Below are 24,259 nucleotides of genomic sequence, written 5' to 3' on the forward strand. Positions count from 1 at the left end.
CGTCTACCCGGGCGCGCGCTGCATGGCAAGAAAACGGTGCAGCTGCGCGACCACGGCCGCGCCTTCACCGACCGCCGACGCCACGCGCTTGGTCGAGCCCGAGCGCACGTCGCCGATCGCGAACACGCCTTCCACGCTGGTCTGCAGCAGCAACGGCGGACCGCTGGGGGCGGATGCCGTGGCGGGCAGGTTGTAATCCGTGAGCACAAAGCCCTTGTCGTCGAACAGCACGCCGCTTGGCCGCAGCCAGCGCGTATTCGGGTCGGCGCCGATGAATACGAACAGATGGTGCGTGGTCATGCTGCCCTCGATGCCACCGGCGCCGCGATAGTGGACGCGCTCGAGACGCGTCGTCCCCTCGAGGGCCGTGAGTTCGACGCCCATGTGGAGGGTGACGTTCGGCAACGCGCGCACGCGCTCCACGAGGTAGCGCGACATGCTGTGTTCGAGGTTGCCGCCGCGGATGAACATATGCACGTGCTCGGCGTGCGCGGACAGGAACACGACGGCCTGGCCGGCCGAGTTGCCGCCGCCGACCAGCAGCACGGACTCCGTGCGGCACAGCCGCGCCTCGATCGGCGTGGCCCAGTAGTAGACGCCATTGCCCTCGAACCGTTCGAGATCGGCCACGCCGGGCCGCCGGTATTCGGCGCCGCAGGCGATGACGACGGTGCGGGACTGGATATGGCAGCCATCGTCGAATTCGATGCCAAGAGGCGAGCGGTCGCAGTGCAGCGCGCGGACCTCGCACGGGATGCCGATATGCGCGCCGAATTTCTGCGCCTGCACGAACGCGCGCCCGGCCAGGGCATGGCCGGTAATGCCCGTCGGAAAGCCAAGGTAGTTCTCGATACGCGCGCTGGTGCCCGCTTGCCCGCCGGGCGCGCGGCAGTCGAAGACGGCCACGGACAGGCCTTCGGACGCCGCGTACACGGCCGTCGCGAGTCCGGCCGGCCCGGCGCCCACCACGGTCACGTCGTAGACATAGCTCGGATCGAACTCCGGAATCAGGCCGAGGCACGATGCCAGCTGGCCCGGATCGGGATTGCGCATGACCGAGCCGTCGGGGCAGACGACGATCGGGAAGTCGTCGGGCGCGGGCGTCAGCCGTTCCAGCAGCGCAATGGCATCGGACTCGTGCGTGGCGTCGAGCGTGACGTAGGGAAACGCATTGCGCCGCAGGAAATTCTGCAGTGCCTGGAGCCGCGCATCCTCGCCCGAGCCTACGAGAATCACGCCATGCCCGCGTTCGATGACGAGCACGCGGCGCAGGATCAGCGCGCGCATCAGCGTCTCGCCGATATCGGCCTCGCCGATCATCAGCGCGCTCAGTTCGTCGGGGCGCAGCAGCATCGCCTGCACGTCCTCGATCACGTGCGCATCGACCACGGCGGGTTTGCTCGACAACTGCGTGACGTCGGACGTGAATTCGCCCCGCTGCGTATAGGTATGCACCACACGCTCGTGACCCAGGCCATCGCGGCCGATGATGCGCACCTTGCCCGCAAGCAACACGAATACGCCCGGACACAGGTTACCGGCGCGATAGAGATATTCGCCGGCGGCGTGGTGAGTCAGCGTGCCGAAACGCCGCACGCGATCGAGCTCGGCCTCGGTGAGCACCGGAAACATCTGGGCATAGCGCGGGTGGTTGCGTACGCTCTCGTCGTCCGGTCGGTCATCCTGCGTTTCCTCGCGCATCGCCAGCGTTCTCCCGACTGAGGGGGCCGTCCGTCGGCCCTCAGTCAATATAGGCGAGAAGCGCCGGGTCAGGTGCCGGCGGCCTCGCGGGAGCGCTTGAACGTGCCTTGCGCGGTGGCGATCGGGTCGCCATTCTCGGCCGTGAGCTCGGCCGACGAGAAATAGATGCTGCGGCCCGCGCGGGTGACGTGCGCGGTCGCGCGGACACGGCCGGTGCTGACGCGGCCCAGATAGCTGATGGTCAGCATCAGCGTGACCGCGTTGCCCATCTTGCCGTCCTCGCCCTGCAGGCCGGCGTAACCGCAGGCGGCATCGAGCAGCGTGGCGCTCACGCCGCCCTGGAGCGAGCCCTGGCGGTTCAGGTGGCGGGGTTCGATATCGAGTTCGAGCGTGCAGGCACCATGGGTGACGCTGGTCAGGCGGATGCCGAGGTCGTCGAGCAGGGGATTGTCGGTGGGGTAGGTCACGGCTTGGGTGTCGTCATGGATAACGGGTAACGGGTCTTGGGCCCAGGCCGGTATTTTGCAGCAAGCGGCGTCATGCCGCAGCGCCAATCTCCCTGGCGATTGCGGAGAGCGGTACGGTGCGATCGACGCCGCCGCGCTTGATGGCCTCGCGCGGCATGCCGAACACCACGCAGCTGTCCTCGTCCTGCGCCACCGTACGCGCCCCCGCGGTGCGCATCTCGAGCAGGCCCGCCGCGCCATCGTCGCCCATGCCCGTCATGATGATGCCCAGCGCGTTGGCCCCGGCGCATTTGGCGACCGAGCGGAACAGCACATCGACCGAGGGCCGGTGACGGTTCACGAGCGGGCCATCGACGACCTCGACGAAGTACTGCGCGCCGCTGCGGCGTAGCAGCAGATGCCGTCCGCCCGGCGCAATCAGCGCCCGGCCGGGCACCACACGGTCGTTGGTCTGTGCCTCCCTGACGCTGATGGCCGACAACGCATCGAGTCGCGCCGCGAACGCCGCCGTGAACTTCTCGGGCATATGCTGCACGATCACGATGCCCGGGGAGACCCGCGGCAGGGCCGTCAGCACCTGTTCGAGCGCCTGCGTGCCGCCGGTGGACGTGCCGATGGCCACCACGCGCTCGGTAGTCTGCGCCATCGCGCGCGTCGCGCCGGGCGGCAGGCCCGCCGACAGAATGACATCGGCCGAATGCTTGGCCGTCGGCGCGACCGGTGCCGCCGGACCCGTGCGCGGCACCAGCCTGCGCACATTGGCGCGCGCGGCCGCGCGCACCGTGGCGATCAGCTCGTCGGCCGCTTCCTGCAGGAATTGCTTGAGCCCGAGCTTCGGCTTGGTGACGATGGACACCGCGCCGGCCGCCATCGCCTCCATCGTCGTCCTGGCGCCTTTCTCGGTCAGCGTGGAGCAGATGACCACGGGGGTAGGGCGCTCGGCCATGATCTTGCGCAGGAACGTAATGCCGTCCATGCGCGGCATTTCCACATCGAGCACGATCACGTCCGGCCACTGCACGCGCATGCGTTCCATGGCGAGCAGCGGGTCGGCCACCGCGTGCAGGACCTCGATACCCGGCGCCGCGGTGAGCAGTCCGACCAGCACCTGCCGCACGACGGCCGAGTCGTCGACGACCAGCACACGGATAGGTTGCGTGGCGTTCATAGCGGCTTGCGGTAGACCGACGGTGCGATCTGCTCCACCGCGTCGCTCACGTCATTGAGAGTCTCGGAATGGCCGATGCAGAAATGGCCGCCCGGCCGCAACTGGCCCAGCACGCGCGCCACCACCTGGCGCTTGGTCGCGCCGTTGAAATAGATCATCACGTTGCGCAGGAACACCATGTCGAACATGCCCACATCGGGCAGGCGATCGTTGAGGTTCGCATGGGTGAACTGCACGCGGGACCGCACGCTGCGGTCCACGAGCATCGTGCCTTCGTGCTCGCCCTGGCCCTTGAGGCAAAAGCGCTTGAGGTAAGTGGGCGGAATCAGCCGGGCACGCGCGTCGGGATAGTGCCCCGTGCGCGCCCGCGCGAGCATCCGCGTGCTGATATCGGTGCCGACCACCTCGAATGGCCGGCCCGTCATGCCGTCGGCCAGTACCATGGCCATGCTGTAGGCTTCCTCGCCGCTCGAGCAGGCGGCGCTCCAGATCCGGAACGGCCGTCCGCCCTCGTGCGCCGCGGCGACTTCGCGCAGCAGATCGAAGTGCTTGGGCTCGCGAAAGAAGTAGGTCTCGTTGGTCGTCAGCAGATCCACCGCGACCTGGACTTCCCTGAGGTCGCGGCGGCTGCGCAGCAGGTCGAAATACGCCGCATAGCTTCCCAGTTGCCGCGCATGCACGCGCTTGGCCAGCCGGCCGCACACCAGCGCCTTCTTCGCGGGGGAGAGCGTGATGCCCGCCGCCTCGAAGATAAAGCGCTGGAAGTTGCCGAAGTCCTGATCGGTGAGCATGAACTGTTGCATGATGCGTGCGCGATCAGGCTTCCACCGGCTGCTGCGCGAGCGTTGCCAGCTGCGTTGCCAGCTGTGTTGCCATTTCCTCGAGCGACAGCACGCGCTCGAGGTTCAGCAGAATCACGAACCTGCCCTTGACCTTGCCCATGCCTTCGATGAAGTCCGTGCGGATACGCGCGCCGAACGACGGTGTGGGCTCGATGTCGGACGGGCCGATATCGACGACTTCATTCACCGCGTCCACCACCACGCCCACCACCTGGTACTCCTCGCCGGCGGGGACTTCGACGATCACGATGCAGGTGCGCTTGCCCACGGGGCTGGACGGCTGGCCGAAGCGCGCCTGCAGGTCCATGACGGGCACCACCGCGCCGCGCAGGTTGATCACGCCGCGCACGGTGGGGGGCATCATCGGCACCACGGTCGGCGTGCCGTACTCGATGATCTCCTTGATGGCGAGAATGCCGATGGCGAACATCTCCCCGCCAAGCTGGAAGGTCAGATACTGGGTGGTCTCGGCCAGTCCACCGGTCGATGCCACGACGCCGGTCATCGCGTTGGTCATTGTTCTGCTCCGCTCGCTCAGTAACGGGCGAACGAACGCTCGTCGATGCCGCCGTCCATCATGTCCCCATCCGCCATCGCGAGGTCCAGCACCGGCGCAGCCTTGCGGGCGGCGGTCTTGGCCGGCTTGCGTGCCGTGGCGCGCGTCCGGCGCGCATCGGCCATGCCCGAGATGCGGAAGAAGCTGATGGTGTTGCGCAGCTGCTCGGCCTGGCCGCTCATCTCTTCGGCCGTGGCCGCGAGTTCTTCCGAGCTCGATGCGTTCTGCTGCGTGGTCTGGCTCAGCTGCGTCATCGCGGCATTGATCTGGCTCACGCCCGACGACTGTTCCTCGGACGCGGCGGTAATTTCCTGCACGAGGTCCGACGTCTTGCGGATGTTGGGCACCATCTCGTCGAGCAGCTTGCCCGCGCGTTCCGCGAGTTCCACGCTGGAGCCGGCCACGTCACCGATTTCCTGCGCGGCCACCTGGCTGCGCTCGGCGAGCTTGCGCACTTCCGCCGCCACCACCGCGAAGCCCTTGCCGTGCTCGCCGGCACGCGCGGCTTCGATCGCCGCGTTCAGCGCGAGCAGGTTGGTCTGGTATGCGATGTCGTCGATGATGCCGATCTTCTGGGCAATCTGCTTCATCGCGGACACCGTGGCGCGCACGGCCTCGCCGCCTTCGGAAGCCTCGGTGGCCGCCTTGGTCGCAATGCTGTCGGTCACCTTCGAGTTCTCGGTGTTCTGGGAAATCGAGGCCGTCATCTGTTCGACCGATGCGCTCGTTTCCTCCACGCCCGATGCCTGCTCGCTGGACGCCTGGCTCAGCGACTGCGCCGTGGCGCTCACTTCCTCCGATGCGCCGGCGAGCGCTTCGGCACCGCCGTTGACCTCGCTGACGATATGGGAGAGCTTGCCGACCATGTTCTTCATCGCGGCCAGCACGCTGGTGTTGTCACCCGCGCGCGTCTGGATGTCGAGCGTCAGGTCGCCGTTGGATACGCTGTTGGCGATCTCGCCCACGTAGGCCGGCTCGCCGCCGAGCTGGCGCACGAGCGAACGCGTGATCAGGAAGGCCATGGCCAGTGCGAGGATCGAGCAGCCGATCAGCGTGCCGATGACCCACGAGCGCGCGTTGGCGAACACTTCGGCGGCCGTGCGCGCGGCGCCGTCGGCGCCGTTCACGTTGATCTCGGTCAGCTTGTCGGTGGCGGTACGGAATGCGTTGTAGCGCTTGAGCGAGGTGCCATTCAGCACGTTACGCGCTTCCTCGTTCTTGTTCGCCGCGCCCAGCGTGACGATCTTGTCGTGCTCCGCGATAAAGCCGTCCAGATCTGCCTTGGCCTGATCGTACAGCTGCTTCTCTTCAGGGGAGGACAGGAGCTTGCCGTACTCTTCCCACGTCTTGCGCATTGAGGCGATACGGTCGCTGGACTCCGAGATGGCGTCGCGGATCTCGTTGGCATCGTCGGTCAGGATCGTGCGCAACTCGAGCACACGCACGCGGTGCAGGTTGCCGCGCGTCAACAGCACGTCCTTGACGCTGGGCATCCAGTTGGTGGCGATATCCACCGTGGAGGCGTTCACCGTGGACAGCTGCACGATGGCATAGGTGCCGAGCCCTATCATGAGGGCAAGCACGATGACGAACGAGCCGAAGAGCTTCGTCGCGAGTTTCATGTTGGTGAACATGATCTTTCCTTGTTGATTTCGGTACGAGGGGAGACGCTGAGAATCTGGTTGAGCGCGGGGACGTCGAGAATGAGCGCGACGTCCCCGCTGCCGAGAATGCTGGAGCCGCTGATACCCTGCAGATGCGCGAACATGCGCGCGAGCGGCTTGATCACGGTCTGCGCTTCGCCGAGCAGGCGATCGACGATGATGCCGAAGCCCTGTCCCGCATGCCGTACGACCACGACGCTCTGGCGCGTGGCGGCGGCCTCCTGAATATCGAACAGCGTTCGCAGCCGCACGAACGGCAGCACCTGTCCGCGGAGTTCCATGAAGTCGTGGCCGGTGTCCTCGCGGAATTCGACGCATTCCTCCACCGCCTCCAGCGGTAGCACGAACACCGAGTTGCCGACGGACACCTGGAAGCCGTTGATGATGGCCAGCGTCAGCGGCAACCGGACGGACACCGTGGTGCCCACGCCCGGATCGCTGTCGATGGACACGGTGCCGCGCAGCGCGGTGATATTGCGCTTGACCACGTCCATGCCGACGCCGCGGCCCGAGAGGTTCGTGATCTGTTCGGCCGTGGAGAAGCCCGGCTCGAAGATCAGCGCGTAGATTTCCTGGTCGCTGAGTACCTTGCCCGCTTCCACGAGCCCGCGGTCGATGGCCTTGGCGAGGATCTTCTCGCGCGAGAGGCCGCCGCCGTCGTCGCCGACCTCGATCACGATGCTGCCGGAGTCGTGATAGGCATTCAGGCGTACCGTCCCGCGCGCGGGCTTGCCGCGCGCCGCGCGGACCTCCGCGGACTCGATGCCGTGGTCCATGCTGTTGCGCACGAGGTGCGTCAGCGGATCGCCGATCTTCTCGACGACCGTCTTGTCGAGTTCGGTATCCTCGCCGCTGATCTCGAGCACGATGTCCTTGCCGATCTCGCGCGATACGTCATGCACCACGCGCTGGAAGCGGCTGAACGTGCCGCCGATCTTGACCATGCGCAGCTGCAGCGCGTTGTCGCGAACTTCCTGCACGAGGCCGATCAGCGTCGAATGCGCTTCGTGCAGTGCCGAGCTGTGCAGCGAACGGCCGGCCTGCATCGCGGTGGCGGACGCCGTGATCAACTCGCCGACGAGGTCGACGAGGCGGTCGAGCTTGTCGGCATCGACGCGCACCGACTGGCGTTCGCCCGCGCGGGCGGCAGGGCGTTCGATCGTGGCCGACGCCGTGGCGCTGGTATCGATCGCGGCCTCGGCCGAGGCATTGGCAGTCGCCACGCTGGCGGCTTCCGGCGCGCCTGCCGGTTCGATCGCCACTTCGCAATCGTCGATCACGAACTCGAACGTGCCTTCGATCGCCGCCCGGCCCGCGTCGCTGGCCAGCACGATCTCGAAACCGAGATAGCACGACTCGGCATCCATGTCCGCGAGCGGCGGCAGCGCGTCGGTCAGCGTTTCGATCGACACGATCGTGCCGAGCTTGCCCAGATACCGTATGAACGACAGCGGGTCCATGCCGTTGCGCAGCACGTCGGGGCCGAAGCGCAGCGCGATGCGCCAGTGCGTCATGCCGTCGTCAGCGGGAGCGCCCTGCGTGGCGCGCTCGGCCTTGCCGGTTTCGTCCGCGGGCGTGTCGAGGTAGGTATGCAGTTGCGCGAGCAGCGGGGCCGCATCGGCGTCGAGTTCCGGCGTGGATTCGGTGCGGCCTTCGGCGGCAACGCCGACGAGGCGGGCGATATGGTCGCCACAGGCAAGCAGCAGCGATACCACGGCCTCGTCGATCGGCAGCGCGCCATCGCGCACCCGATCGAGCACGCTCTCCGCGACATGCGCGAAGTCGACGATAAAGTCGAGGCCGAAGAGTCCCGCCGAACCCTTGATGGTATGCGCGGCGCGAAAGATCTCGTTGATCGAGTCGCCGGGATCGGCTTCATGCGTCACGCGCAGCAGCGCGGATTCCATATCCTCGAGCAGCTCGCGGCTCTCGACGATAAAGGCCTGGAGGGCCTGATCCATGTTCATGCGGGGACCCCCAGCGCCGTCGAAAGATTGAACAGACCGAGCACGTCGCGCACGGCCGGACTGGCATCGGAGAAGGCGAGCGCCACGCCTGCCGCGATGGCCGCCCGTTGCGTGGCAACCAGCAGCTGGACGCCCGAGCTGTCGATCTCGCTGACCTCGGCAAGATCGATGACGATCGAGGCGGGCGGGGCGGGCAGTGCCGCCATCAGGGCTTCGCGCAATTCGGCAGCGCGGTAGATCGTCAGTTCGCCATCTAGGGCGAAGCGCAGGGCGTCGCTCATGGCAGCACGAGCTTCTCGACGGCGCCGAGCAGGGTGGGCGGCTGGAACGGCTTGACGACCCACGCCTTGGCGCCGGCCAGCTGGCCTTCGCGCTTCTTCGCCTCCTGGCTTTCGGTGGTGAGCATGATCACCGGCGTGAAGCGATACGCAGGCAGGGCCTTGACGGCCTTCAGGAACGTGATGCCATCCATGTTCGGCATGTTCACGTCGCTGATGATCAGATGCACCTTCTGGCCCGTGAGCTTGGAGAGCGCGTCGCGGCCATCGCTGGCCTCGATGACCGCGTAGCCCGCGCCCTTCAGTGCGATACCCACGACCTGGCGAACCGAGGAGGAGTCGTCAACGATCAGGATGGTCTTTGCCATGGTGTGTGGTCCTTGGTGCTTCAGAAGAAAGTAATGTCGTCGTGCTGCGCGGCCGCGGCCGCGGCCGGTGCGGATGCGGGTGCGGCAGCGGTCGCGCCGCCGGAATTCTTGGTGCCGTGATGGACCGCGCGCTCGCTCGCCATCGCATAGGTCGCCTCGAGTTCCCGCAGCAGGCCGTCCGCCCGCAGCGGTGCATCCTCGCCGCGCTCGCAATCGGCCACGTGTTCCTGCACGACCGCGGGCACGCGATCGATGTTGTCGCGCACATGGCTCAGGATCTGGCTCACGCGATCCTGAAACTGGAGTTGCACGAGGGCCTCGTTGACTTCCACCTGGATGCCGCGGCTCTCTTCGCGCAGCATTTCCGCCGATTGGGCCAGCGTGTGGGTCAGGCCATCGAAGCGGCTGAGCACATCCTGAATCCGCTGCTCGGAGTCCGTCATGACGTGGTCCTCCTGCGTGCGCGACGCGTCGGCGGCCTTGCGCGTTTCTTCGATCGCGGCATTGATGACGGAGATCTTGCTGGCAATCTGCCGGCCGGTTTCGCCGGACATGCGCGACAGCGCGCGCACTTCCTGCGCGACCTGGCTGAAGCCTCTGCCGAGTTCGCCGGCGTGCGCGGCCTCGATGGTGGCGTTGATCGCAAGCAGGTTCGTCTGGTGCGCGATGCGCGAGACGCCGTCCGCCATGTCCTGCAGTTCGCCGATAAAGGCCTGCAGATCCTGGATCTTCGTCAGCATATGCGCCTTGCCGGCCATCGCCTCGCGCAGCGAGTCGACCACGCCCTGCAACTGCTGCTGGCTCGCGGTGTAGACGGCCTGCGCGGCACCGTCGGCGGTGCCGCCGTCGTGGCTGCCCGACTGTTGCAGCGTCTGGCCGAGGCGCGTGACGATGCCCGCGAAACGCGCGCTCAGCGCGGTAATCGCGTCTTCCATCTGACTGCGGGAGGATTCGATGTGGGCGGCCCACACTGGCGACAGCGCGGCACTGAAGTCGTGCATGTCGGCGAGCAGCGCGCGCCGTGTGGCCATGTCGCTGGCCTGCTGACGTCGTGCGTGCCATGTGGCGGCGGTGCCGATCGCGACGAGGGGCAACGCGCCGACGATGCCGGCGATGCTGCCGCCGGATGCACCCACCGTGACGAGCGCGCCGAAGGCGCCGAACGCGGCGGGGAAATACGAAGGCTGGAACAGCCGGGCTGTGGTGATCATTTGAATCTCGAGGTACGAAGCATGGCGTGAAGCGTGTGCTTCCGTGCGATTGCTTCTCTTAACGACCGCGAGACTCGATACTTAAATACTCACTTCAGACCGATTGGGTCTTTCTTTCGATCGCCTACCACGACGAGTGCCTGCGCCTGCTTCTTGCCCACCGAGCGGGAGCGATGCGGAATCGACGCGTTGAAGTACAGCGAATCGCCTGCCTTCATGCGCACGGTGCGATGCTCGAACAGGACTTCCATTTCGCCCTGCACGACGAAGATCAGTTCTTCGCCCGCGTGGCTGGCAAGGGGCTGCTTCTCGTTGATCGTGAACGGCGGACTCATGATGAACGGGTTCATCGTCTTGTCCGCGCGCGCGGTGGCGATCGCTTCGTAAAGATAGCCGTCGCGTTCCACCGAAGGGCTGAAGGGCACGCGATCGGCGGGCGTCACGTGCAGGATCTCGTTCGCGCGATCGGGCTTGGCGATGAGCTGATCGACGGTCACGCCGAGCGCTTCGGCAAGCTTGAGCACGGTGGCGATAGTGGGCGACGAGAGCCCGCGTTCCAGCTTGGAGAGATAGCTCTTGGTCAGCGACGCGCGCGTGGCGAGTTCTTCGAGCGTGAGGCCATTGAGCTTGCGGAGCTCGGCGAGGCGCTCGGCGATATTGGCGGCGCTGCTGGTGGCGCTGCGGGTGGCGCTGGAGTCCTGCTTGCTGGTCATGGGTGATTCGCGTTGGGGCCGTGCCCCCGTTCGGTGCGGGCAGACGTGCATTGTAAGGTTCGCGCACCAAGTCGGCAACTTGGTTGCCTTTAGGAAACTATGGTGTCATGATGGACACTCACGTTTCAACCCGAAGAAGGAGAAGTCGAGTGCGCCCCCACCGTTCCTGTCTGCATGCCGTCGCGCTGGCATGCGCCGCGCTCACGCTAAGTGGCGCGGCCGCCGCCCAAGGCGCGTATCCCGATCGCCCGATCACGCTCGTGGTGCCATTCGGCGCCGGCGGCATCACCGACCTGGTGGCGCGCGCCACCGGCAAGGCACTGTCCGAGCAGCTCGGACAGTCCATCGTCGTGGAAAACCGTCCAGGCGCAGGCGGCAATATCGCCGCTGACTACGTGCGCCGCGCCAGGCCTGACGGCTACACGCTGCTGTTCGCGACGGTCGGCGTGCTCGCGGTCAATCCGCATACCGACGTCAAGGTCAACTTCAATAGCGCGAAAGACTTCACGTACGTGTCGCTCGTCGGTTCCACGCCGCACGTGCTCGTGGTGGGCCCCAGCGTCACGGTCAAGACGCTGCCCGATCTGATCAAGCTGGCGAAGGCGAAGCCGGACAGCCTCAGCGTGGGCACCGCCGGCGTGGGCAGCTCGCCGTACCAGGGCATGAAGATCCTGGAGGAGGGTTCGAAGGTCCAGTTCCTGCACGTGCCGTTCAAGAGCGGCTCCGAGTCGGTGACCAACGTGGCATCGGGGCAGGTCGATCTGACGTTCGAAGCCTCGCCGCAGGTCATGCCGTTCGTGACCTCGGGCAAATTGCGCGCGCTGGCGGTGGCCAATCCGCAACGGCTGTCGACGGCGCCCGACGTGCCGTCCACCGCCGAACTCGGCTATCCCGGTATCGTGTCGGGCTCGGTCGCGGGCGTGGTCGGACCGGCCGGCCTCGATGCCGAGGTGGTCAAGAAGCTCAATTCGGCCATCGTGACCGCGGTGGCCAATCCGAAGTTCAAGGCCGTGCTCGTGGCGCAGGGCACGGAGCCGACGGCATCCACGCCGGAGCAGTTCCGCCAGATGATCGGCAACGAGGACCGCCGCTGGTCGGCGCTGCTCAAGTCCGAGGCCAGGAACTAGAACCCGCAGCATCGATTACTTCACTCCCAGCACACTCAAACAAAAGGAAAAAGGAGCCAAGACATGGCCGATACCATGCAACTGAGCAAGAGCGAGATCGTCGCGACCGAACTCAGGAAGATGCAGACCGAACTGCGCGCGGAAAAGCTGCCGCTGCGCGAAGCGGTGGCGGAGACCTGCCGCATCCTGTTCGCATTCGGGCACGACTCGGGCCTGTCCGGGCAGATCACCGCGCGCGCGGAAAAGCCCGGTACCTACTGGACGCAGCGTCTGGGTCTCGGTTTCGACGAGATTACGGCCGAGAATCTGCTGCTCGTGGACGAGGATCTGCGCGTGCTCGAAGGCGCGGGCATGCCGAACCCGGCCAACCGTTTCCACTCGTGGCTCTACCGTGCGCGTCCGGACCTCAACTGCATCGTGCATTCGCACGCGCCGCATGCATCGGCGCTGGCGATGCTCGAAGTGCCGCTCGTGATTTCGCATATGGATACCTGCGTGCTCTACGACCAGGTCGCGTTCCTCGAAAAATGGCCGGGCATTCCGGTCGGCAACGAGGAGGGCGAGATCATCTCCGGCGCGCTGGGCGACAAGAAGGCCATTCTGCTGTCGCACCACGGGCTGCTCGTCGGTGGCGCGTCGGTGGAAGAAGCGTGCGTGATCGGCGTGATGTTCGAGCGCGCGGCGCGCCTGCACCTGCTGGCGATGGCCGCCGGCGAGATCAAGCCCATCGATCCGGAACTCGGTCGCGAGGCGCAGCGATGGGTCAGCACGCAGAAGCGGTTCGAGGCGACGTTCGCGTATTACTCGCGCCGCGCCGGGCGCGAACTGCCGATCCGTTAAGTCGGCGCGGTAGGCGCGGGAGCGGGAGGTATAATCAAAAGTCATTCCTCCCGATTCTCGCCCCTACCCGACATGGCACGGCGCATTCCCCCGCTGAACCCGCTGCGCGTCTTCGAAGTCGTGGCGCGCACGCAGAACCTGACGCTCGCCGCGCAGGAGCTCCATGTCTCGCAGTCCGCGGTGAGCCGGCAGATTGCCACGCTCGAGTCCTACCTTGGCGTGGAACTGTTCCGGCGCGAGCGGCATGGCGTGACGCTGACGCGTGCGGGGCAGGGGTATGCGGCGGAGATCGTGCCGGCGTTCGATGCGGTGGCCAATGCCACCGCGAAGCTGCTGCGCAGCACGTCGCAGGGCGCATTGCGCGTGCGCACGTACACCACGTTCGCGGCCAAATGGCTGATTCCGCGGCTGCCGGACTTCCAGCAGCAATATCCAAGCATCGAGGTGCGCATCGACAATGCGACGCCCGACGTCGATTTCGATCGGGATCCGGCCGACGTGGCGATTCAGTTCGGCGATGGACGCTGGGCGCGCATGGCGGCCGACCATCTGTTCGACGACGAGATCGAACCCGTATGCACGCCCGCATATCTGGACCAGCATCGTGGCAAGCGCAACAAGCTCGAACCGCTGCTCCAGCATCGGTTGCTGGTATCGCACTATCGCCGCCGCGACTGGGACGACTGGCTCGCACTGGCCGGGCTGGAAGCGGCGGCGCAGCGCACCGAGCGCATGAGCTTCAATAGCTCGGTGCTCACGTGGCAGGCGGCACTGGACGGGCTGGGCATTGCCATCGGCCAGTCGGCCATGCTCGAGGCCGAACTGGCGTCGGGGCGTCTGGTGCGCCCGTTCGCGCGGCCGCTGCGCCGGGAGATGGCCTACTATCTGGTGCGGCCCCGCACGCAGCGTGAATCGCGGAAGGTCGGCGTCTTCCGCGACTGGCTGCTGGATACCGTCGCTCGCGAGGCGGGCCGCGGCGACTAGGCTTTGGGTGCGCGCTGCGAGAACGTACGCTCGAACACGCCCTCGGCAATCCGGTTCTTGAGCACCTCGATGGACCCGCCGGCGATCATCCAGCCGCGTGTGCGGCGCAGGCAGTATTCGACGATCGATTCCTGGCTATAGCCCATGCCGCCCATGACCTGCAGCGACTCGTTCGCGACCTCCCACCCGGCCTGATTGCAGGCCAGCTTGGCCATGGCGGTGCTGTGTGCCGACGGCAGGCCGTGTTCGCCTTCCATGGCGGCGCGATACAGCAGCAGCTGCGCCGACTCGAGCTTGAGCGCCATCTCGGCGAACTTCCACTGGATGCCCTGGAACTCGCATAGCTCGCGGCCGAACTGCTTGCGGATCTTCGCGTGTTCGCGGGCGATATTGAAGCAGTGGCGGCCCAGCGCGAGCGAGCGCGACGAGTTGCCGAGGCGTTCGACGTTGAAGCCCGAGATCTGGCGCTTGAAGCCGCCTTCGCCCAGCAGCAGGTTGTCCGCCGGAATGCGGCAGTCCTCGAAATACAGCTGGCACCATTCCTCGCCGCTCATGAACCTGGACGGCTCGCCGATCTGGAAACCCGGCGCGCCGCGCTCCACCAGCACCGAGCCGATTCCGCCCACGCCCGGGCCGAAGCGCACGTAGATCAGGAACAGTTCGGCTTCCGGGCTGTGCGTCGAGAAGATCTTGCTGCCGTTGATGACGTAGTGATCGCCATCGCGCTTCGCCGACGTCTTGAGTTCGGTCACGGCCGAGCCCGCTTCGGGTTCGGTCATGCCGAGCGCGATCAGCTTCTTGCCCGCGAGCAGGTCGGGCAGGAAGCGCTGCTTCTGTTCCGGCGTTGCATATTCGACGAATGTGCGGATGGGGCCGAAGTTGCCGGCCTGCACGATGTCCGCGCTCTTGGGGCAGACGAGCGCCACTTCCTGGATGGCGATGACCGCATGCATGAGCGTGCCGCCCTGGCCGCCGTCTTCTTCCGAGAACGCGATGCCGAGCAGGCCCTGCTCCGCGATCATGCGCGCGGCGTCCCACGGGTAGTGCGGCGAATGCGCGCGTTCCAGCGCGCCCGGGGCAAGCTTGTCCTGAGCGAAGCGGCGCACCGATTCCGCAAACGCCTGATGTTCTTCGCTGAGCTCGAAATTCATGGTTGGTCTCTCGATCCTGTTGCAGTCGCGGCAGGATCGCCGATCGGGGCGTGCCTGTGAACTTCGGGTTTCGCCACCAGTCATGAGAATTTGTCATGCCTGGGCGCGCTAGCGGGAAAACCCTAGTCCCCATCCGAGTGCATTCCGGCCACGGCGTGCTAGTATTCGAACCGCAATGTTATCGTTAAACCTAGCGTCAAACGGAGAGTTTCCAGTGCAACAGACTTCGCATCCAGCTACCCCAGTCGTGACCGAACTGACCGTCGTGCCGGTCGCGGGTCATGACAGCATGCTGATGAACCTTTCCGGCGCGCATGGCCCTTACTTCACGCGAAATATCGTCATCCTCAAGGACAGCGCGGGCAATATCGGCGTGGGCGAGGTGCCCGGCGGCGAGGGCATCCGCCAGACGCTCGAGGACGCGCGGCCGCTCGTCGTCGGCCAGCCCATCGGCCAGTACCAGGCCATCCAGAACAAGGTGCGCGAGGCGTTCGCGAGCCGCGACGCCGGCGGCCGCGGTCTGCAGACGTTCGACCTGCGCATCACGATTCACGCCGTGACGGCGCTCGAGGCCGCGCTGCTCGACCTGCTGGGCAAGCATCTGCGGGTGCCCGTGGCCGCGCTGCTCGGCGAAGGCCAGCAGCGCGACGCGGTGGAGATGCTCGGCTATCTGTTCTACGTCGGCGACCGCAAGCGCACGCCGCTCGACTATCGCACCGAGCCCGATGCCGACAATGCATGGTTCCGCGTGCGTAACGAGGAAGCGATGACGCCGGAAGGCGTGGTGCGCCTGGCCGAGGCGGCATTCGAACGGTACGGCTTCAACGATTTCAAGCTCAAGGGCGGTGTGTTCAGCGGCGACGAGGAGATGGAAGCCATCGTCGCGCTGGCCGAGCGCTTTCCGAGGGCCCGCATCACGCTCGATCCGAACGGCGCATGGGCGCTCAAGGAGGCGGTGCGGCTGTGCCGCGACAAGCATGGCGTGCTGGCTTATGCCGAGGACCCGTGCGGTGCCGAGGAGGGCTATTCGGGCCGCGAGATCATGGCCGAGTTTCGCCAGGCCACGGGCCTGCCCACGGCGACCAACATGATCGCGACCGACTGGCGCCAGATGGGCCATGCGATGCGTCTGCACTCCGTGGACATTCCGCTTGCGGACCCGCACTTCTGGACCATGCAGGGTTCGGTGCGCGTGGCGCAGATGTGCTCGGAGTGGGGCCTGACGTGGGGCTCGCACTCGAACAACCACTTCGATATCTCGCTGGCGATGTTTACGCATGTGGCCGCCGCGGCGCCGGGCCGCGTGACGGCCATCGACACACACTGGATCTGGCAGGACGGCCAGCGCCTGACGCGCGATCCGCTCAAGATCGAGGGCGGCCTCGTGCAGGTGCCGAAGACACCGGGCCTCGGCGTGGAACTCGATATGGACGCGCTGGCCCGCGCGCACGAGCTGTACAAGCAGAAGGGCCTCGGCGCGCGCGACGACGCGATCACGATGCAGTACCTGATTCCGAACTGGAAGTTCAACAACAAGGCGCCCTGCATGGTCCGCTGACGACCCGTTGCGGGTCCGCCTTCTACAAGAAATCAGTCAATCCAGGAGACAAACAATGAAAGATTCCCGCCCCTCGTTGCGCCGCCGCGCGCTGATTGCCGCCACGCTGGTCGCCGGCATTGCCGTCACGGGCGCGGCCGGCACGGCACTGGCGTCCGACGCCAGGTGGCCGACCAAGGCCGTCTCGGTGGTGGTGCCGTTCCCGGCCGGCGGTTCCACCGACACGATCGCGCGCATGCTCGCGCAGCCGCTCAACGAGAAGCTCGGCCAGCCGTTCGTGATCGATAACCGTCCGGGCGCCACGGGCGCGATCGGTGCGACGTTCGTCAAACGCGCGCCGGCCGACGGCTACACGATGATGGTGGCATCGATCGGCGTGTATGCGGTCAACCCGTTCCTGCAGAAGAATCTTGCCTACGATCCGGCCAAGGATTTCGACCTGCTGACCGTGGCCGTGCGCGCGCCGAACGTGCTGGTGGCCAATCCGGGCTTCCCGGCCAGGTCGCTGCCGGAGCTCGTGGCCTATATGAAGAAGAACCCGGGCAAGGTGACGTTCGCCAACTCGGGTGCCGGTTCGTCGGACCACCTGACGGCGGCGCTGTTCTGGCAGAAGAGCGGGGCGCAGGGGCTGCACGTGCCGTACAAGGGCGGCGCACCGGCGATCTCAGATCTGCTGGCCGGGCAGGTAGACGTGTCGTTCCAGAACGTGAACGCGGTGCTGCAGCATATCCGCTCGGGCAAGCTCAAGGCGCTGGCCGTGACGTCGGAGAAGCGCTCGGCGGTGCTGCCGGACGTGCCGACGATGGCGGAGGGCGGCGTCAAGGACGTGGAAGTGTATTCGTGGCAGGCCGCCGCGGCGCCGAAGGGTCTGCCGGCCGACGTGAAGACGCGCCTGCATGGCGCCATCGTGAGCGCGCTCAAGGATGAGGGCATGCAGAAGAAGCTGAGCGAACAGGGCTTCGAGGTCGTGGCCAACACGCCGGAGCAGTTCGTCCAGTTCGAGCAGCAGGAACTCAAGCGCTGGAAGGAAGTGATCGAGAAGGGCGGCATCACGATGGAGTGATGGCTGGGGTCTGCTGCCTGCGGAGGGGAGGCAACGTCCTCCCTCCATTACAATCACCGCATGCCTCGCACCCCATCCCCTTCCATTCCGGCTCAGAACATCCGCGTCACGCTCAAGGACGTGGCGAGCGTCGCGGGGGTATCGGCCATGACGGTATCGCGCGTGCTCAACGCGCCCGATACCATCTCCGCGGCCACGGTGGCCAGGGTACGCGAAGCCATTGCGAGCACGGGCTACGTGCCCAACAGCGCCGCCAAGGCCCTGCGCTCGAGCAAGAGCCGGCTGATCGCGGCCGTGCTGCCCACGCTGACGGGCTCCGTGTTCCTCGATACCATCGGCGCGCTCACGGCCGCACTGGCCCGGCGCGGCTACCAGCTCATGGTGGGCCAGAGCGGCTATAGCGCGATTGGCGAAGACCAGCTGATTACCGACATCATTTCCCGGCGTCCGGACGGTATCGTGCTGACGGGCGTCGTTCATACCGACGAGGGCCGCCGCCGGTTGCTGGCATCGGGTATCCCGATCGTCGAGACATGGGACCTCACGCCCGAACCGCTGGACGTGCTGGTGGGCTTCTCGCACGAAGCGGTGGGCCGCGAGGTGAGCCGCTTTCTGGTCGGCAAGGGCCGCCGGAGGCTGGCGCTGATCGGCGGTGACGACGTGCGTTCCAAACGGCGCTGGACCGCCTTCGCGAAATCCGCGCGCGCGCTCGGGGTGCCCGCACCGGTCGCCCGCTTCGTGTCCGCGCCCACGACGCTCGCGCACGGCCGCGAAACGCTGCGCGCATTGCTTGCCGAACATCCGGACGTGGATGCCATTTTCTGCAGTTCGGACGCGCTCGCGCTGGGCGTGCTGATCGAAGCGCGCGCGCAGGGCATCGACGTGCCGAAGCAACTGGCTGTGATCGGCTTCGGCGACCTCAACTTCTCCGCCCAGCTGGACCCCGCGCTGACGACGGTACGCATCGACGGCCCCCGCATCGGCGAACTCGCGGCCCACTGCATCGTGGCCCGCGCGCTCGGCGAGCCGCTCGACGAACGCATCATCGACGTCGGCTTCACGATCGTCGAACGCGAGAGCACCTGACTGCCACGACCCGGCTCAGATGCCTTGCCCGCCGGACACCTCGATCCGCTGCGCATTGACCCAGCGGTTGCTCTCCGACAGCAGCCCCGCGATCATCGGCCCGATATCGTCGGGTACGCCCGCGCGGCCCAGCGCCGTCATATCGGCAAACAGCTTGTTGATCTCGGCATTGTCGCGCACGGCGCCGCCACCGAAATCGGTCTCGATTGCACCCGGCGCCACGGTATTCACGGCAATGCCGCGCGCACCGAGTTCCTTCGCCATATAGACCGACAGCACCTCGACCGCGGCCTTGACCGCCGCATACGCGCCGTAGCCGGGGAACGATACCCGCGTGAGGCCGCTCGACAGATTGACGATGCGTCCGCCGTCGGCGATCAGCGGCAGCAGCGCCTGCGTCAGGAAATAGACGCCCTTGAAGTGCACGTTGACGAGGCTGTCGAACTGCGCCTCGGTGGTGTCCGCGATCAGCGCGTACTCGCCGTGGCCCGCGTTGTTGACGAGGTGGTCGAAAGTGTCGCGCTGCCACGTTTCGCGCAACGCGGCACGCAGCTGTTCCGCGAACGCCGCGAAGCTCGCGATATTGCCGGTATCGAGCTGCAGCGCGCGCGCCTTGCGGCCCATGGCCGCGATCTGCGCGACCACGGCGTCGGCTTCCGCCGCGCTGCGCTGGTAGGTCACGATCACGTCGCCGCCGCTGCGGGCGATGGCGAGCGCGGTATTGCGGCCGAGGCCGCGGCTGGCGCCGGTGACGATGGCGATCTTGCTCGAGGATGGGGTCATGGTCTGGCTCATCTTGGGCTCCTGAAACAGGTGGTTGGGTGCAACGAATTATTGGAGTTGCGAGCCCGATAGTCTTAGTCAATTCCTCGGCGTTACTTGCCTGATCCTACGAATTGCCGCCGGAGCGCCCCCAGGGAATGGCCGGTCGGGGTAGCGAAAGGGGCCGGGATCGGGCTACGATCGCAGCCATGAACGACGCCCTGCTCGATGCCGTCCGCCGTTACGCGGACACGTATGCCGATGCCGACGGCCTGGCCCGTACGCCCGTGCCCGGGCTGACCACGATCCGCTCGACCTCCCCGAGCGGGCTGCTCTATGCGATCGCGCGTCCGCTCGTCTGCCTCGTGCTACAGGGCACCAAGCAGGTCACGATGGGCGCGCAGACGCTGACGTTCGGCCCCGGCGATTCGCTGCTGATCACCGCCGACGTGCCGACCGTGAGCCAGGTCACGGCCGCGAGCCCGGCACGGCCCTACCTGTCCCTCGTGCTCGACCTCGAACCCGCCGTCATCGCGGACCTGACCATGCAGATGCAGGGGGGGCCAGTGCCGGACGGCGCAGCCGTGCGCTTCGAGCCGACCGACGGCGAAGTGTCGGACGCCGCGCTGCGGCTGATGCGCTTGCTCGAACGGCCAGAGGCGGTGCCGGTATTGCATGCGCAGCGGGTGCGCGAGCTGCATTACTGGTTGCTGGAGGGACGGCATGGCGCGGCGATCCGGCGCCTGGGCTGGCCCGAAGGCAATGCGCGGCGCGTGGCGCGCGCGGTGGCCGTGCTGCGCGACGAATTCGCGCAGCCGTTGCCGATGGAGCGGCTGGCCAGCGTCGCGGGCATGAGCCCATCCTCGTTCTATCAGCACTTTCGCGCCGTTACGTCGCTGTCGCCGCTACAGTTCCAGAAGCAACTGCGCCTGATCGAGGCGCGCCGGCTGATGCTGGCCGATGGCATGACCGCGAGCGATGCCGCCTTTGCGGTCGGCTACGAGAGCGTGCCGCAGTTCACGCGCGAGTATCGCCGCATGTTCGGGCTGCCGCCGGCAAAGGATGCCGAGGCCCTGCGCGGTGCCGTGGTGGCCGCCGCCTGAGCGCGCGGCGCGCTTTCCTTCCCATCCGAAGCAGGGCGTGGCGAAACTTCCACGCCGCGCATGTGTCGTTAAGTTCATGAATATCGATATCCTGATCAATCACCCGTGGTTCAACACATGGGCCGCGGCCATCATCGCCGTCGTGCTGGCGCTGATCGTGCACAAGCTCGGCGGCTTGCTGCTGCTGCGGATCGCGCGCCATTCGGCGGTGCTGCACGCGATCCTCACCAAGATCCGCGCGCCCGCCAAGTTCGTGCTGCCGCTGCTCGCGCTGCAGACCGTCTGGCAGGCGGCCGGCGACGACCTGCGCTGGATCGACAACGTGCGGCACATCAACGGCCTGCTGATGATCGCGGCCACCACCTGGCTGATCGTGCGCATCATCGCGGGTTTCGCGCAGGGGATTCTGGACCGGCATCCCGTGGACGTCGCGGACAACGTGGCCGCGCGGCGCATCCATACGCAGACGCGCGTGCTGTCGCGCATCGCCATGACGCTCGTGATGGTGATGGGCGCGGCCATGCTGCTGATGACTTTCCCGGGCGCGCGGCAGGTCGGCGCGAGCCTGCTGGCGTCCGCGGGGGTGGTCGGCCTGGTCGCCGGCTTTGCGGCCAAGCCCGTGTTCAGCAACATGATCGCGGGCCTGCAGCTCGCGCTCACGCAGCCGATCCGGCTCGACGACGTGCTGATCGTCGAAGGCGAATGGGGCAGGGTGGAGGAGATCACCGGGACCTACGTCGTGCTCAAGATCTGGGACGAGCGCCGGCTGATCATTCCGCTGCAGTACTTTATCGAGAAGCCGTTCCAGAACTGGACGCGCAACAACTCCGCGCTGATGGGTTCGGTGTTCTTCTATGTCGACTACGGCATGCCGCTCGCGCCGCTGCGCAAGGAGCTCGAACGCATCGTCCATGCGGCCCCGGAATGGGACCAGCGCTTCTTCAACCTCGTGGTGTCCGATACCACCGACCGCACGATGCAGTTGCGCGTGCTCTGCACGGCCGCCTCGTCGGGGCTGGCATGGGACCTGCGTTGCGTGGTCCGGGAGGGCCTGATCGACTTCATGCAGCGCGAATATCCGCAATTCCTGCCCCGGCTTCGGATCGAGGGCGAGGTCGGTCATGGCCATTCGAGCGGGGGAGAGGGCATACCGGCCTGACCCGCCCGCATCATGCGCAATGGAGCGAACAATATGCAACGAGGGCAGGCAAGAATTACCGCGACGCTGGCATTCGGCGCCGCGCTGGTGGGTACCACGCTGCTGCTGCAGGCATGCGGCGCCTTTGCGGGCGGGAAGCGCGGCAACGACGCGGTGCCGCAGCCGGCAAAGCCCGTCGACCTCGAACGCTACCTCGGCAAGTGGTACGAATACGCGCGCTACGAGAACCGCTTCGAGCGCGACTGCGATTACGTGACGGCCGAGTATGGCAAGCGCGAGGACGGCAAGGTGTCCGTGCGCAATACCTGCGGGGCGCGGCCGGGCGCATCGCCGAAGGTGTCGGAGGGCCGGGCGCGCGTGGTGCCGGACAGCGGCAACGCGAAGCTCGAGGTCTCGTTCTTCGGGCCGTTCTATGTTGGCGACTATTGGGTGCTCGACCACGCGGACGACTATACGTGGTCGATCGTCGGCGAGCCGTCGGGGCGCTTCCTGTGGATCCTCACGCGCGAACCCAAGCCCACGGCATCGGCCGGCAAGGCGCTGATCGACCGCGCGCGGGCATTGGGCTATGACACCTCGATGCTGCGCATGACCGCGCAGTAACGCCCGGTAAGGGGCGGTAAGGGTCAGGTCAGCGCGATACCGCCGTCCACGCGCAGATTGACGCCCGTGATAAAGCTGCCCGCATCGCTCGCGAGCAGCAGCGCGGCCGACGCCAGCTCCTCCGGGCGGCCCATCCGGCCCAGCGGAATCGCGTTGGCCATCATCGTCTCGAACGCGGGACGCGCGTCGGCCGCGACGCCCAGCTTGGCCAGGATCGGCGTATCGACGGGCCCCGGGCTCAGCACGTTCACGCGAATGCCGCGCGTCTTCAGTTCCAGCGCCCAGCTGCGCGCGAACGCTTCCATGGCCGCCTTGCTGCCCGCATAGACCGCGTGGCCGTCGAGCACCTTGTGGCTGGCGATGGAGCTCACGAGCACGATGGCGCCGCCGTCGCGCATGACGGGCACGATCTTCTGCACACCGAAGAACACCGCCCGGGTATTCGTCGCGAACTGCACGTCGTACTCGTCCACGCCGACGGCTGCCGACGGCGTGATCGTATTCATGCCCGCGTTGGCGACGTAGATATCGACCTTGCCGAAGCGTTCGGCCACGAGGGCCGCCACGCGGTCGTGCGTGCCCAGGTCCGCGACGTCGCCGGTCAGCCCCGATGCGCGCGAGCCGAGCGCCTGGACCGCGGCGTCCACGGCATCCTGCCGGCGGCCGACGACGATCACGCTGGCGCCGGCCTCCATGAAGCGGCTTGCGATCGCGAAGCCGATGCCACTGTTGCCGCCCGTGACGATGGCGGTCTTTCCTGCGAGTGCCTGCATGATGGGCAATGTCCTGTGTCAGGAGAATGCGCGCATCATGCGCGCCGGCGCCCTCGCGGACTAGCCTACAATCGGCCCATCACTTGTGCCAATCTGTCATCAATGTCGATCGAGCGCCTGCATGGACTGTCCGCCTTCGTGCGCGCGGTGGAAGCCGCGTCATTCACGGCCGCAGCGCGTACGCTGGGCACCACGCCGTCCGCGGTCTCCAAGAGCGTGGCGCGGCTGGAGGCCCGGCTCGGCGTCAAGCTGTTCCAGCGTTCGACGCGTGCGGTAGTGCTGACCGTGGAGGGGCGCGCGTACTACGAGCGCGTCGCATCGCTCGTGCGTGGGCTGGAGGAGGCGGCCGACGCCGTGGCGCCCGCGGCGACGGCGGTCGGCCGGCTGCGCGTCAGCATGCCGGGCGATCTCGCGCGCTCGCTGCTCGGCCCGCTGACGGCGGTGCTGATGCCCAGGCATCCGCGCCTGACGCTCGATGTCAGCGTCAGCGACCAGCATGTCGATCTGATCCGGCAGGGGTTCGATCTTGCCCTGCGGGTCGGACAAGCGGCGGACAGCGGACTCCACGCGCGGCGGCTCGCCGACCTGCCGCTGGTGCTCGTCGCCTCGCCGGACTACCTCGCGCGTCACGGCGTGCCTGGCACGGCAGCCGGGCTCGCCGCGCACCGGCATGTCCGCTACCGGCTGGCGGGGCAGGTGGTGCCGATCGCATTCGCGCACGATGCCTGCCCGCCACTCGAGGGCAGCTTCGACACCGACAGCGGGGAGGCGATGCGCACGGCAGCGCTCAACGGCCTCGGCATCGCGCAATTGCTCCGCGCCACGGTGCAACGGGACATCGATGCGGGCATGCTGGTCGTGGTGCTGCCCGATGTGCCGCTGCGGCCGGTGCCACTGCAGGTGCTCCACGGGTTTGGCCGTCGGTTGCCCGCGCGCGCGAAGGTGTTCGTGGAATTCATCGCGGCCGAGATCACGAAGACATAGCGTCCCGGAAAAATTTGCAACGCAGGCGGCAACGCGTACAAATTGCATTGCCGGGAACCTTGCCGATACGGCGGAATCCATGGTTTCCGCTCCGGCATGGGTCGTGCTTCATGGCCTCCATTCCAAACGAG

The 24,259-nt window shown here is 66.8% G+C and carries 24 protein-coding genes; 10 read left to right on the top strand and 14 right to left on the bottom strand.

The genetic code is table 11. The features are described 5' to 3' along the window. Window positions 1-3 precede the first annotated feature (3 nt). The 11 genes from AAHB16_RS10715 to AAHB16_RS10765 form a co-directional block, all read right to left on the bottom strand. The gene (locus tag AAHB16_RS10715) at window positions 4-1,701 is read right to left on the bottom strand and encodes an FAD-dependent oxidoreductase (protein ID WP_342050835.1); all 1,698 of its coding nucleotides are present in this window, start codon (window positions 1,699-1,701) and stop codon (window positions 4-6) included. Window positions 1,702-1,769: 68 nt separating this feature from the next. Beyond that, entirely contained in the window at window positions 1,770-2,168 is a 399-nt protein-coding gene (locus tag AAHB16_RS10720; RefSeq protein WP_342050836.1) for a PaaI family thioesterase, read from the bottom strand. A 70-nt stretch (window positions 2,169-2,238) separates the two neighbouring features. Beyond that, window positions 2,239-3,336 (bottom strand): protein-glutamate methylesterase/protein-glutamine glutaminase, encoded by a 1,098-nt coding sequence (locus tag AAHB16_RS10725; RefSeq protein ID WP_342050837.1) that lies wholly within the window; start codon window positions 3,334-3,336, stop codon window positions 2,239-2,241. After that, window positions 3,333-4,139 carry a CheR family methyltransferase gene (locus tag AAHB16_RS10730; protein WP_150377203.1) on the bottom strand — a complete coding sequence of 269 codons (807 nt, stop codon included), beginning with the start codon at window positions 4,137-4,139 and terminating at the stop codon, window positions 3,333-3,335. Before AAHB16_RS10730 ends, AAHB16_RS10725 begins: the two co-directional genes overlap by 4 nt. Window positions 4,140-4,152: 13 nt before the next feature. Beyond that, a complete protein-coding gene (locus AAHB16_RS10735; RefSeq protein WP_342050838.1) occupies window positions 4,153-4,695 on the bottom strand; it encodes a chemotaxis protein CheW in 543 nt (180 codons plus the stop codon). Between the two features lie 17 nt (window positions 4,696-4,712). After that, the gene (locus AAHB16_RS10740; RefSeq protein WP_342050839.1) at window positions 4,713-6,368 is read right to left on the bottom strand and encodes a methyl-accepting chemotaxis protein; all 1,656 of its coding nucleotides are present in this window, start codon (window positions 6,366-6,368) and stop codon (window positions 4,713-4,715) included. Continuing rightward, the gene (locus AAHB16_RS10745) at window positions 6,353-8,365 is read right to left on the bottom strand and encodes a chemotaxis protein CheA (protein ID WP_342050840.1); all 2,013 of its coding nucleotides are present in this window, start codon (window positions 8,363-8,365) and stop codon (window positions 6,353-6,355) included. The genes AAHB16_RS10740 and AAHB16_RS10745 overlap by 16 nt, the downstream gene beginning before the upstream one ends. Next, window positions 8,362-8,646, bottom strand: a complete 285-nt coding sequence (locus AAHB16_RS10750; protein ID WP_150377207.1) for an STAS domain-containing protein — start codon at window positions 8,644-8,646, stop codon at window positions 8,362-8,364. The genes AAHB16_RS10745 and AAHB16_RS10750 overlap by 4 nt, the downstream gene beginning before the upstream one ends. After that, window positions 8,643-9,011, bottom strand: a complete 369-nt coding sequence (locus AAHB16_RS10755) for a response regulator (protein WP_150377208.1) — start codon at window positions 9,009-9,011, stop codon at window positions 8,643-8,645. Before AAHB16_RS10755 ends, AAHB16_RS10750 begins: the two co-directional genes overlap by 4 nt. 20 nt (window positions 9,012-9,031) lie before the next feature. Next, window positions 9,032-10,222, bottom strand: coding sequence for a methyl-accepting chemotaxis protein (locus AAHB16_RS10760; protein WP_342050841.1), 1,191 nt, complete (start codon window positions 10,220-10,222; stop codon window positions 9,032-9,034). Window positions 10,223-10,311: 89 nt separating this feature from the next. Next, window positions 10,312-10,935, bottom strand: coding sequence for a helix-turn-helix domain-containing protein (locus tag AAHB16_RS10765; protein ID WP_342050842.1), 624 nt, complete (start codon window positions 10,933-10,935; stop codon window positions 10,312-10,314). Between the two features lie 149 nt (window positions 10,936-11,084). Here AAHB16_RS10765 and AAHB16_RS10770 point away from each other — a divergent pair, with 149 nt between their 5' ends. The 3 genes from AAHB16_RS10770 (at window position 11,085) to gcvA (ending at window position 13,886) form a co-directional block, all read left to right on the top strand. Continuing rightward, entirely contained in the window at window positions 11,085-12,062 is a 978-nt protein-coding gene (locus AAHB16_RS10770; RefSeq protein ID WP_223851672.1) for a Bug family tripartite tricarboxylate transporter substrate binding protein, read from the top strand. A gap of 63 nt (window positions 12,063-12,125) precedes the next feature. Next, on the top strand, window positions 12,126-12,902 hold the full coding sequence (locus AAHB16_RS10775) for an aldolase (RefSeq protein ID WP_342050843.1): 777 nt from the start codon (window positions 12,126-12,128) through the stop codon (window positions 12,900-12,902). A 72-nt stretch (window positions 12,903-12,974) separates the two neighbouring features. Beyond that, window positions 12,975-13,886, top strand: a complete 912-nt coding sequence (gcvA, locus tag AAHB16_RS10780) for a transcriptional regulator GcvA (protein ID WP_150377213.1) — start codon at window positions 12,975-12,977, stop codon at window positions 13,884-13,886. On the opposite strand, the gene AAHB16_RS10785 is transcribed toward gcvA, so the two are convergent. Next, complete coding sequence (locus tag AAHB16_RS10785) at window positions 13,883-15,037, bottom strand: acyl-CoA dehydrogenase family protein (RefSeq protein WP_150377214.1); 1,155 nt, start codon at window positions 15,035-15,037, stop codon at window positions 13,883-13,885. The genes gcvA and AAHB16_RS10785 overlap by 4 nt on opposite strands. A gap of 214 nt (window positions 15,038-15,251) precedes the next feature. Between AAHB16_RS10785 and gudD the strand changes: the two genes are divergently transcribed. Genes gudD through AAHB16_RS10800 form a run of 3 tightly spaced genes read left to right on the top strand, consistent with a single transcriptional unit; the run spans window position 15,252 to window position 18,744 of the window. After that, window positions 15,252-16,595 (top strand): glucarate dehydratase, encoded by a 1,344-nt coding sequence (gene gudD, locus AAHB16_RS10790; RefSeq protein ID WP_342050844.1) that lies wholly within the window; start codon window positions 15,252-15,254, stop codon window positions 16,593-16,595. 55 nt (window positions 16,596-16,650) lie between these two features. Then, complete coding sequence (locus AAHB16_RS10795; RefSeq protein WP_150377216.1) at window positions 16,651-17,658, top strand: Bug family tripartite tricarboxylate transporter substrate binding protein; 1,008 nt, start codon at window positions 16,651-16,653, stop codon at window positions 17,656-17,658. Between the two features lie 60 nt (window positions 17,659-17,718). After that, window positions 17,719-18,744 (top strand): LacI family DNA-binding transcriptional regulator, encoded by a 1,026-nt coding sequence (locus AAHB16_RS10800; RefSeq protein WP_150377217.1) that lies wholly within the window; start codon window positions 17,719-17,721, stop codon window positions 18,742-18,744. A gap of 15 nt (window positions 18,745-18,759) precedes the next feature. Here AAHB16_RS10800 and AAHB16_RS10805 read toward each other — a convergent pair whose 3' ends face one another. Then, window positions 18,760-19,527 (bottom strand): SDR family NAD(P)-dependent oxidoreductase, encoded by a 768-nt coding sequence (locus AAHB16_RS10805; protein WP_150377635.1) that lies wholly within the window; start codon window positions 19,525-19,527, stop codon window positions 18,760-18,762. Window positions 19,528-19,715: 188 nt separating this feature from the next. Between AAHB16_RS10805 and AAHB16_RS10810 the strand changes: the two genes are divergently transcribed. The 3 genes from AAHB16_RS10810 (at window position 19,716) to AAHB16_RS10820 (ending at window position 22,371) form a co-directional block, all read left to right on the top strand. Continuing rightward, window positions 19,716-20,609 carry an AraC family transcriptional regulator gene (locus tag AAHB16_RS10810; RefSeq protein WP_150377218.1) on the top strand — a complete coding sequence of 298 codons (894 nt, stop codon included), beginning with the start codon at window positions 19,716-19,718 and terminating at the stop codon, window positions 20,607-20,609. A gap of 76 nt (window positions 20,610-20,685) precedes the next feature. Next, window positions 20,686-21,768, top strand: a complete 1,083-nt coding sequence (locus tag AAHB16_RS10815; protein ID WP_150377219.1) for a mechanosensitive ion channel family protein — start codon at window positions 20,686-20,688, stop codon at window positions 21,766-21,768. A 33-nt stretch (window positions 21,769-21,801) separates the two neighbouring features. Further along, on the top strand, window positions 21,802-22,371 hold the full coding sequence (locus AAHB16_RS10820; RefSeq protein WP_150377220.1) for a lipocalin family protein: 570 nt from the start codon (window positions 21,802-21,804) through the stop codon (window positions 22,369-22,371). A 23-nt stretch (window positions 22,372-22,394) separates the two neighbouring features. On the opposite strand, the gene AAHB16_RS10825 is transcribed toward AAHB16_RS10820, so the two are convergent. Further along, a complete protein-coding gene (locus AAHB16_RS10825; protein ID WP_150377221.1) occupies window positions 22,395-23,144 on the bottom strand; it encodes an SDR family NAD(P)-dependent oxidoreductase in 750 nt (249 codons plus the stop codon). A gap of 102 nt (window positions 23,145-23,246) precedes the next feature. Here AAHB16_RS10825 and AAHB16_RS10830 point away from each other — a divergent pair, with 102 nt between their 5' ends. Beyond that, the gene (locus AAHB16_RS10830; protein ID WP_150377222.1) at window positions 23,247-24,128 is read left to right on the top strand and encodes a LysR family transcriptional regulator; all 882 of its coding nucleotides are present in this window, start codon (window positions 23,247-23,249) and stop codon (window positions 24,126-24,128) included. The last annotated feature ends 131 nt before the right edge of the window (window positions 24,129-24,259 follow it).

It is taken from the genome of Cupriavidus sp. OTU4054 (genome assembly GCF_038440175.1).
GTDB classification, from domain to species: Bacteria; Pseudomonadota; Gammaproteobacteria; order Burkholderiales; family Burkholderiaceae; genus Cupriavidus; species Cupriavidus pauculus_D.